The 9415-nt window shown below is 68.9% G+C and carries 11 protein-coding genes and 1 pseudogene; 4 read left to right on the forward strand and 8 right to left on the reverse strand.

Translation table 11 applies throughout. The annotated features are described in order from the left end of the window. Nucleotides 1-840 (forward strand): annotated as a pseudogene (locus J7E68_RS10730) (MFS transporter); the annotation flags it as partial. Here the strand turns inward: J7E68_RS10730 and J7E68_RS10735 are convergent. The 4 genes from J7E68_RS10735 to J7E68_RS10750 form a co-directional block, all read right to left on the reverse strand. After that, the gene (locus J7E68_RS10735) at nucleotides 791-2137 is read right to left on the reverse strand and encodes an acyltransferase (RefSeq protein ID WP_215172446.1); all 1347 of its coding nucleotides are present in this window, start codon (nucleotides 2135-2137) and stop codon (nucleotides 791-793) included. The pseudogene J7E68_RS10730 and the gene J7E68_RS10735 overlap by 50 nt on opposite strands. Nucleotides 2138-2246: 109 nt before the next feature. After that, on the reverse strand, nucleotides 2247-2918 hold the full coding sequence (locus tag J7E68_RS10740; RefSeq protein WP_215172448.1) for a response regulator transcription factor: 672 nt from the start codon (nucleotides 2916-2918) through the stop codon (nucleotides 2247-2249). Beyond that, entirely contained in the window at nucleotides 2915-4168 is a 1254-nt protein-coding gene (locus J7E68_RS10745; protein ID WP_215172450.1) for a sensor histidine kinase, read from the reverse strand. Before J7E68_RS10745 ends, J7E68_RS10740 begins: the two co-directional genes overlap by 4 nt. Nucleotides 4169-4173: 5 nt before the next feature. Further along, entirely contained in the window at nucleotides 4174-4794 is a 621-nt protein-coding gene (locus J7E68_RS10750) for a VTT domain-containing protein (RefSeq protein ID WP_215172452.1), read from the reverse strand. Nucleotides 4795-4821: 27 nt separating this feature from the next. Between J7E68_RS10750 and J7E68_RS10755 the strand changes: the two genes are divergently transcribed. The 3 genes from J7E68_RS10755 (at nucleotide 4822) to J7E68_RS10765 (ending at nucleotide 7521) form a co-directional block, all read left to right on the forward strand. Further along, nucleotides 4822-5208 (forward strand): CHY zinc finger protein, encoded by a 387-nt coding sequence (locus J7E68_RS10755; RefSeq protein ID WP_311416814.1) that lies wholly within the window; start codon nucleotides 4822-4824, stop codon nucleotides 5206-5208. A gap of 75 nt (nucleotides 5209-5283) precedes the next feature. Beyond that, nucleotides 5284-6882, forward strand: coding sequence for an ABC-F family ATP-binding cassette domain-containing protein (locus tag J7E68_RS10760; protein WP_215172454.1), 1599 nt, complete (start codon nucleotides 5284-5286; stop codon nucleotides 6880-6882). Between the two features lie 51 nt (nucleotides 6883-6933). After that, nucleotides 6934-7521 carry a pyridoxamine 5'-phosphate oxidase family protein gene (locus J7E68_RS10765; RefSeq protein WP_311416815.1) on the forward strand — a complete coding sequence of 196 codons (588 nt, stop codon included), beginning with the start codon at nucleotides 6934-6936 and terminating at the stop codon, nucleotides 7519-7521. A 25-nt stretch (nucleotides 7522-7546) separates the two neighbouring features. On the opposite strand, the gene J7E68_RS10770 is transcribed toward J7E68_RS10765, so the two are convergent. From J7E68_RS10770 to J7E68_RS10785, 4 genes are all read right to left on the reverse strand, one after another. Next, a complete protein-coding gene (locus tag J7E68_RS10770) occupies nucleotides 7547-8362 on the reverse strand; it encodes an SURF1 family protein (RefSeq protein ID WP_215172456.1) in 816 nt (271 codons plus the stop codon). Next, nucleotides 8359-8553, reverse strand: a complete 195-nt coding sequence (locus tag J7E68_RS10775) for a hypothetical protein (protein WP_215172458.1) — start codon at nucleotides 8551-8553, stop codon at nucleotides 8359-8361. The genes J7E68_RS10770 and J7E68_RS10775 overlap by 4 nt, the downstream gene beginning before the upstream one ends. Continuing rightward, nucleotides 8550-8909, reverse strand: a complete 360-nt coding sequence (locus tag J7E68_RS10780) for a DUF3099 domain-containing protein (RefSeq protein ID WP_215172460.1) — start codon at nucleotides 8907-8909, stop codon at nucleotides 8550-8552. The genes J7E68_RS10775 and J7E68_RS10780 overlap by 4 nt, the downstream gene beginning before the upstream one ends. 51 nt (nucleotides 8910-8960) lie before the next feature. After that, nucleotides 8961-9415, reverse strand: a 455-nt coding sequence (locus J7E68_RS10785) for a DUF4190 domain-containing protein (RefSeq protein ID WP_215172462.1), incomplete at its 5' end; no start/stop codon positions are given.

Raw genomic sequence — 9415 nt, forward strand, 5'->3', positions numbered from 1 at the left:
GTGCTGACCATCGTCGCCTTCCTGATGGTCGCCGTCCGGTTGCGGGGCGTCGATCTCGGCCACGGGACTCCGCAGGATCGGCGCGCTCTGATCATCCGGCTCGTGCTCGCCGTCGTGGTCGCGGTCTTCGCCGTGCTCATCGGCTTCACGGCGGAGATGGCGGTGCCGCTCGCGTGGCCTGTGGCTCTGGGATCCGTCGCGGTGATCGCCGTCGCCGTACTGCCGCTGCTTCCCCGGCGAACGCTCCGCGCAGGCCGCGGCCTGCCGAGCGTGGTGCTCATGCGCGGCATCGCGGCCGGCGCCTTCTTCGCCGCCGAGGCGTACATCCCCTACCTGTTGATGGAGCGCTTCGACTTCAGTGCGACGTGGGCGGGCATCGCACTCATGCTGGCCGCTTTCGGCTGGGCCGGCGCCTCGCAGCTGCAGGGCCGTTACGGCGAGCGACTCGGCAACACGCGCATCACGGTGATCAGCCTGTCGCTGCTCCTCGTGGCGCTCGTGTTCGTTCTCGTGGCGGCGACATGGGGTGTGGCGCCGCTGCTGGTGGTCGTCGGCTGGGGGTTCGGCGGCGGTGGCATGGGGTTGCTGTACCCGAGGCTCACGGTGCTCACCCTCGCCTACTCGGACGAGAGCAACCAGGGGTTCAATTCCTCGGCGCTCTCGATCTCGGACTCCACGGGGTCGGCGGTGGCGATCGCCTTCGCCGGATTGGCTGTCGCGAGCCTGGGCGGCGGCGCGGCATCCTTCGGGATCGTCTTCGCATTCTGTCTCGGACTGGTGCTGGTCGCGCTCATCCCCGGACTTCGGCTCGGCCATGCGGCGGAGTCGGACGCACACTGACCGCGGCCGTGGCGGGCGTCTCGGGTGCGCGCGTCCCGCTCGCCAACCGCAGCGCGACGAGCGCCCCGGCCGTGGCCAGCCCGGCCGAGAGCACCGTGGTGCCGACGACGAGCAGCAGCACGACCGCAGAGATGCCGACGACGGCCGACGCCAGCACTCGTCGAGGCGAGTCGGCGGCGTGAGGTGATGCGGCCGTCTCGGCGCGAGTGAGCGCGACCGCTGTCACCGCGGTGAGGGCGAGGGCCGTGCCGAGCCACAGCGGACGCGACACCCACCACGCGAGGCTGCTCGGCTCGGGCAGATCGACTCCGGTCGCCATCGACGCCGTCGCACTGATGCCTGCCATCGCGAGGAGCACCGGCATGTGCCAGAGGTAGATCGTCATCGTGCGCCGGTTGACGAAGGCGCCGAACGCGGCCGGCATCGGCCGACGGCTGAATGCCTCGATACGGTCTCGGAGGAGCGAGACGACGCTCAGGTGCACGATTCCGACGAGCAGCAGCGCTGTGGTGGGCGGGTTGATGTTCGCGATGAGATCGGGGGAGTAGACGCCGGTCGCGAACGTCGCCAGGAGCGTGAGCAGCGCCGATGCTCCGGCGATCGCACGCACGCGCCTGCTCAGCCGTTCGATCGTGCCGTCGGCGAGGAAGAAGCCGATCTGCTGGAGTGCGAGCCAGACGAACGCGAGGTTGAGGAAGCCCAAGCCCTCGACCCCCGTCTGGGCGCGCAGGGCGTCGACCGCGAAGGCGGCCAGCACCAGCAGGGCGAGCGTCGTCCTGGGCATCCGCGCATGTGCGCTCGCGAGCGCAGGAAGCAGAGCCTGACAGCCCAGGAACACGGCCAGGAACCACAGCGGTTGGCTGTGACGGAATCCGGCGACGACGATCACCTTTGCCGGCACGCCGGCCAGCGCGAGCGCGCCGAGCGCCGTGCCGACGACGGCGATGGCGACGACACTCGGTCGGAGCAGCCGATGCACGCGCGCGGCGATGAAGCCGGCGGCGCTGCCGCCGCGTGTCTGATGGCGTCGGAAGGCCAGATAGCCGGCGAACCCGCCGATCATGAAGAACAGCGGCATGACCTGCAGCGCCCAGCTGACGGGGACGATCCACCAGGTGCCTTCGCTCGCGTTCGCGAACACCGGGCCGTCGCCGACGACGGTGACGCCGACCATGATCGCGTGCAGCAGCACCACGCCCGTCACGCACAGAGCGCGCAAGAAGTCGATCGCGGTGTCGCGACCGCCGGCGGCGGGAGCTCGAACAGCAGCGAGCGGGGGTGCGTAGGCGATGGCCATGTGTTCCTCCTCGGTGGGTGTCCGAGGAGCGTATGAAGACGGTGACCGGCGGGGGATCACCCCAGGGAGCTGTTCGCACCCCTACCCGGGAGTGAGCCTGCGGCGCCTGTCAGGATGCGGGTTCGACGAGGCCGGCGTCGTAGGCGAGGATCACCGCGTGCACCCGGTCGCGCACGCCGAGCTTCGCCAGCACCTTGCCCACGTGCGTCTTCACCGTCTGCTCGGCGATGAAGAGGTCTGACGCGATCTCGCCGTTCGAGCGACCGCGCCCGATCAGCACGAGCACCTCGCGCTCGCGTTCGGTCAGATCGGCGAGAGCGGAGGCGGCTCGTGGCGTTCGTGGTCGGCGGCCTGCGAACTGCTCGATCATGCGCCGGGTCACGCTGGGGGCGAGCAGAGCGTCGCCGGCGGCCACCACACGCACGGCATGCACGAGCTCTTCGGGCAGTGCGTCCTTCAGCAGGAATCCACTGGCGCCTGCCTCGAGGGCGTCGTACACGTAGTCGTCGATGTCGAACGTCGTGAGCATGAGGATCCTGGGTACATGAGCTGCGGGATAGGTCGGCCCCAGGATCCGGCGCGTCGCCTCTATGCCGTCGACCTCCGGCATCCGCACATCCATCAGGATCACATCGGGGTCGAGGCGTGCCGCGAGCGCGATGGCCTCGGCGCCGTTGGCTGCCTGGCCTGAGACGCGAATCCCCTCGTGCGCGTCGAGAAGGGCGGCGAAGCCCGCCCGGACCATCGCCTGGTCGTCGGCGATGAGGACGTCGATCGTCACGGAGTCTCCTCGTTGATAGGGGTGCTCATAGGCCCGGGGTCGGCGACAGCGGGGAGGGATGCCGCGACCTCCCACCCGCCGTCCGCCGTCGGGCCCGCGGTGAAGACGCCGCCGAGCAGTTCGACGCGCTCCCGCATGCCGCGCAGACCGTAACCCGCCCCGGTGGACGGCACGGAACCGGAGACGTGGGTGTTGCGGATGCGGATGACGACCGACGAATCGTCGACCTGCACCCGCACGGTGACCGAGGCTCCGGCGGCGTGCCGGACGGCGTTGCTGAGCGCCTCCTGGGCGATGCGGAACGCGGCGATCTGCACGGCCTGAGGAGCCTCTGTCGTCGACCCTGTGATCTCGAGACCGACGGTGACGCCCGCACGTCTGATCGTGTCGACGAGAGCGGGGATGTCGTCGATTCCCTGCTGGGGTGCGAGCTCTGCCGTCTGGTCTTCGGTGCGGAGGACCCCGAGCAGCCTTCTCATCTCGGTCAGCGACGTGCGTGCCGTCGCCGCGATGCTGTCGAACTCGGTGGAGGCCTCGTCGCCGATGCCCGGCAACCGATACCGGGCGGTGGACGCCTGCACCTGGATCACCGACATGCTGTGCGCGATCACGTCGTGCAGCTCGCGCGCGATCCTGGTGCGCTCCTCGACGAGGGCGCGGCGCGATTCCTCGAGCGCCGAGTGCTCGCGCTCGCGGGTCAGCTCCGCCGAGACGCGCACCCGCCCTGCGACGAGGATCGCCACGAGGAACACCGCGGCGGCGACCGACGAGGTCACGATGAGGTCCGCCGTGGCGCTGGAGGAGGTCGATGCCGTGGCGACGACCTGCGGCAGCAGCAGCGGCGCGGTCAGGGAGAGCACCGTGCCGATCGCGAGAGTCACGGCACCCAGCCGGGCGCCGTGCACGAACGTGATGACGCCGACGAAGAGCACGAAGGTCAGGAGCGCAGGCACGGACCAGGGCCAGGGTGCTTCGGTCGCCCGTGCGGGGTCGACCAGCAGGGGCAACGTGAAGGCCGCCGCGCCGAACATCGTGATCGCCGATCGGGGGTGCGACAGCGACAGCCACGGCGCGGCGCACAGGGCGGCGCCGAGGAGGAAGGACAGCGGCAGCGCCGTGCCGTACAGCGCTGTCTGGAGAGACACCGTGATGATGAAGATCGCCAGGCTCGCCACGCCGAGAACGGAGAGCGCTGCCGTTCTGCGGGTGAAGCGGGAGGCGCGTTCGGTGCGCGGCCGACGACGTGCCATGACTGTCATCCTGCCAGGCGAGCGACCGGAGCGCGGCGGCGGCGAGCCGCCGTGACCCGGTCGATGACCAGACCGATGATGAGGGCGACGGCGATGCCGATGCCCGCGCTGGCGAGGGGCTGATCCTTGACCCACGACCCGGCGACCAGACCGATGGTCAGGCTCAGAGCGCTCCAGCTGATGCCGGCCACGACGCTGAGGGGAATGAATCTGCGCCAGCCGAAACCCACCGCACCGGCCGTCATGTTCACGGCGACACGGCCCACCGGGATGTATCTGGCGCCGAGGATCAGGGCCGCGCTGCGTTGCGCGAGGGCACGCTCGGCATGCACGAAGGCCGAGGCGACGCGTGGTCGACGCATCCAGCGCCAGCGATCCGTGCCCATGCGACGACCGAGCGCGAAGGCGATGTTGTCGCCGATCGCAGCTCCTGCCGCCGCGACCAGGCCGAGGGGGATCAGAGTCCACAGATCGCCCGTCGACGCCAGCACGGCAGCGGCCGCCACCAGCACGGTCTCGCTCGGGATCGGTGGGAAGAACCCGTCGATGACGGTCACCGCGAACAGCACCGCGAACAGCCAGGGCGATGCGACGGTCTGCAGAACGAGCTCGTTGATAACATCCACCTCAGAAGGCTAGGAAGCAGGTGACAGGTGGGGCATCACCCTGAGGTATCGACCGCATCCACCCTGAGAGGTAGATCTGTCGCCCCGCCGGTGCGCGTCGGTGCGACCACCGTGCACGGCCTTCTCGTCGACGAGCAGACACGCTGCGAGCACTATCACGGGCCGCTCGACGTCATCGCACTGCAGTTCGCCTGCTGTGGCAGGTGGTACCCGTGTCATCTGTGCCATGAGCAGCTCGCCGGTCACGACGCGCGGCGCTGGCCGACCCTGCAGCGAGATGTCGAAGCGGTGCTCTGCGGGGTGTGCGGTTCACTCCTGCGCATCGACGCGTATCTCGAGGTGTCCGCGTGCCCGACGTGCGCGTCGGGCTTCAATCCCGGATGCCGACTGCACCACGATCTCTACTTCGACTGAACACACAGCCGGGCGATCTATACTGGGAGTTTGGCCGCTCGGCCCGAATCCCCTTGAACGAACGGACATCCCGCTGTGCTTGCCGTGCACGAACTCGAGATCCGCGTGGGCGCACGCCTCCTGATGGAGAACGTGTCGTTCCGTGTGAGCGACGGAGACAAGATCGGTCTCGTCGGCCGGAACGGCGCGGGCAAGACCACCCTCACCAAGGTGCTCGCCGGCGATGTGCTGCCCTCGGGCGGCAGCGTCACGCGCTCGGGCCAGCTCGGCTACCTGCCGCAGGATCCGCGATCGGGCAATCCCGAGGACCTCGCGCGCACGCGCATCCTCGACGCCCGTGGACTCGGCCAGCTCAATCTCGGGATGACCGAAGCGGCCCTCGCGATGGGGTCCGACGACCCCGCGGTCGCCGAGAAGGCGATGAAGCGCTACGCGCGCCTCACCGAGGAGTTCGAAGGGCAGGGCGGGTACGCAGCCGAGGCCGAGGCGGCCTCCATCGCGAACAACCTCTCGCTGCCCGACCGCATCCTCGACCAGCCGCTGTCGACACTGTCGGGCGGTCAGCGCCGTCGTATCGAGCTGGCGCGCATCCTCTTCTCCGATGCCGAGACGATGATCCTCGACGAGCCGACCAACCACCTCGACGCCGACAGCGTCGTGTGGCTGCGTGAGTTCCTCAAGAACTACAAGGGCGGGCTGATCGTGATCAGTCACGACGTCGAGCTCGTCGGCGAGACCGTCAACCGCGTCTTCTACCTCGACGCGAACCGCCAGATCATCGACACCTACAACATGAACTGGAAGAACTACCTGCGTCAGCGGGTGGCCGACGAGGAGCGCCGCAAGAAGGAGCGCGCCAACGCCGAGAAGAAGGCCACGACCCTGCAGCTGCAGGCCGCCCGCTTCGGGGCGAAGGCGTCGAAGGCGGCTGCCGCTCATCAGATGATCGCGCGTGCCGACAAGCTGCTCGCAGGCCTCGATGACGTCCGCCAGGAAGAACGCGTCGCCAAGCTGCGCTTCCCGAAGCCGGCTCCCTGCGGCAAGACTCCGATGATGGCGACCGGACTCTCGAAGTCCTACGGCTCGCTCGAGATCTTCACAGACGTCGACCTCGCGATCGATCGCGGTTCGAAGGTCGTCGTGCTCGGCCTCAACGGTGCCGGAAAGACGACGCTGCTGCGCATGCTCGCGGGGGTCGACCAGCCCGACACCGGTCAGCTCGAGCCGGGGCACGGCCTGAAGGTCGGGTACTACGCGCAGGAGCACGAGAACCTCGATGTGAATCGATCGGTCCTCGAGAACATGGTGTCGGCTGCACCGCACATCACCGAGATGGAAGCGCGCAGGGTGCTCGGCTCGTTCCTGTTCACGGGCGATGACGTGCTGAAGCCCGCCGGAGTGCTCTCCGGAGGAGAGAAGACGCGACTCTCTCTGGCGACCCTCGTGGTGTCGTCGGCCAACCTTCTGCTGCTCGACGAGCCCACGAACAACCTCGACCCCGCCTCGCGCGAGGAGATCCTCGGTGCTCTCGCGCATTACGAGGGCGCTGTCGTGCTCGTCTCGCACGACCCGGGAGCGGTGCAGTCGCTCAATCCCGAGCGCGTGCTGATCCTGCCGGACGGCGTCGAGGATCTCTGGAGCCAGGAGTACCAGGACCTCATCGAGCTCGCCTAGCGTCTCGCGGGCGGATGCACGGAGCAGGCGTCAGGTGGCATAGTCGAGAGTGTGACGCACGATGCCCCAGACCTGGCCCCCGTTTCGCTCAACGAGTGGCTGAAAGGCAGGCACGCTCTCACCGGCGTCGCCCCGGAGTGGGATCTCGGTGTGCTGCCGCATGACCCGATCGTGCTGTTCGCCACGTGGTTGCGCGCGGCAGCTGACGCGGGGGTGGCCGAGCCGCACACGGTGACGCTGGCTACGGTGGATGCCGAAGGGATCCCCGATGCTCGCACTCTCATCCTGAAGCGGATCGACGAGCAGGGCTGGGCATTCGCCAGCACCAGGTCATCGCGCAAGGGCGCGCAGCTGGACGCGGCGCCTGCGGCGGCACTGAACTTCTGGTGGCAGCCGCAGGTGCGCGCGGTGCGGGTGCGCGGTCGGGTCGAGGAGGCGACGGCCGAGGAGCGCGCGTCAGACCTCGCCGCCCGTTCAGAGTCCGCTCGGGCCGGTGTCGCCGAAGGCGATTGGGTGCTCTGGCGCATCGTGCCGGCGCGGATCGAGTTCTGGCAGGGTGCGAGAGACCGCCGACACACGCGGGTCGTCTACGAGCCGGACGCCGAGGGCGGCTGGTCGCACACGGTGACAGTGGACTGATCAGCCCCGCGCCGGTACGGGCCGGTCAGACGTTCGCGTCGAGGAGCTCGTCTTCGACGTCTGCGTCGCGGTCGCGCCGTCGGGACTTCTTCACCGGGGCAGGTCTGCCCTCGACCTCTTCGCGATGCTTCACGATCTCGGTGCGGATGATGTAGCCGATGAAGATGAATCCCATCAGAGCGAACAGGATCCACTGGATCGCGTACGACAGATGGGGACCGGGGTCGTCGGTGGGGGAGTCGAAGCCGTTGATCGTGCCCTCGGCTGTCGGATCCTCGCTGACGATCTGGCCGTAGGCGCTCGTGATCACGTCGCCGCTGACGAGCTCGGCGATCGTCGGGAGGTTGATCGTCGGCACCTGGCCCTCGGGGGCGCCTCGCCCCGAGGCGGGCACCTGCTCGCCGGGCCGCAGGCGCACGATGACCTCGACCTCCCCGGACGGAGGGGCGGGCACGGCGTCGGGCGAGTCGCCGTCGCCCGGAGGCACCCATCCGCGGTCGACGATGAACACCCGCCCGTCAGCGTCGCGGAACGGAACCAGCACCTCGAAGGCGCTCGTGCCTCCGTGCGGGCGATTGCGGACGAGAACCTGCTCGTCCTCGATGTACTCGCCGGTGAGGATGACCGGATGCCAGACATCGCCGGGGTCGAGTTCGCCGTCGGCGCCGATCAGAGCGGAGAGCGCAACCGGGTCGGCGTCGTAGTTCGCTTCGACGAGCGCGATCTGCTCGGATCGCGTCTCGTTCCTCTCGAACTGCCAGTTCGAGAGGAACGCGCAGGCCACGGCGAAGCCGATCGCGATCAGCACATACACGGCCCATCGACCCAGGCGGGAACTCATGAGGGCACTCCATCTCTCACGGTCACGGGAAAGTCCCTGGCTGCCAGGTAGTCGTGGAGGAATCCCACGTGCTCATCGCACGCGAGCCAGACCTTCTCGCGGTCGGGGGCATGGATGCGCGGATTGCGCCACACCACCTGCATGGTCGCCGCGTTCCGGCATCCGGCACGCGAGCACTCCAGTCCACTCACTCGCGATCCTGGCGGCTCTCGTGGATGGTGAAGACATCGGGCGCGGTCGACTCCTGCTCGACCGGCTCGGAGATGACGGGTGCCGGGGCCTCGAGCTGCTGCACCGGGGACTCAGCGATCGTCTCGGTGCTGTCGCTGCCGGCGTTCGCGAAGACGACGGCGATGTAGGGCAGCACGGCCGCGGCTGCTGCGAAGATCCAGGTGTACCACCCGTACGGCTGCACGAACATCATCAGAGCGAAGCACACGATGCGGATCGTCATCGTGAGGGCGTACCGGCGCACACGGTGGTCTGCCTCGGCCTGCGGCGACTGCGGCAGGGAGGTGACAGCAGGGACCAGTGGCTTGCTCTTCACGATGAGTCAAGCCTACGCCGCCAGCGGCCTGTCGGCGCGCCGAGTCGCGAGTCAGGAGGAGAACACGAAGGGCAGCGTGAAGGCCCCGACGAAGACGAAACTCACGATGGTCATGATGATGCCGATGACCAGGAAGCCGATCATGATGTAGCCCATGATCAGGCCCGCGAACGCCATGCCTCGGCCGCCGATCGCCGGGTCGGCCTTCGTCTGGCGAAGCGCCATGTGGCCGGTGATCACAGCGACGATCGAGGCGAGCAGAGGAACGACCGCCCAGAACAGCACGACACCGGCGATGCCGCAGATCAGTGAGGTGGTCGCGAGTCCACTCGTCGGGCGCGGGGCGGGCGCAGCGTACGCGGGGTACCCCGCAGGCGACTGGCCGACGACCGGGTACGGCTGCTGGGGCGCGCTGCCGTAGGGCTGCTGCTGCGGGCCGCCGTAGGGCTGCTGCTGCGGGCCCCCGTAGGGCTGCGGGGGCGGGCCTCCGTAGGGCTGCTGTCCTG

The sequence above is a fragment of the Microbacterium sp. ISL-103 genome, assembly GCF_018613995.1.
Lineage (GTDB): Bacteria > Actinomycetota > Actinomycetes > Actinomycetales > Microbacteriaceae > Microbacterium.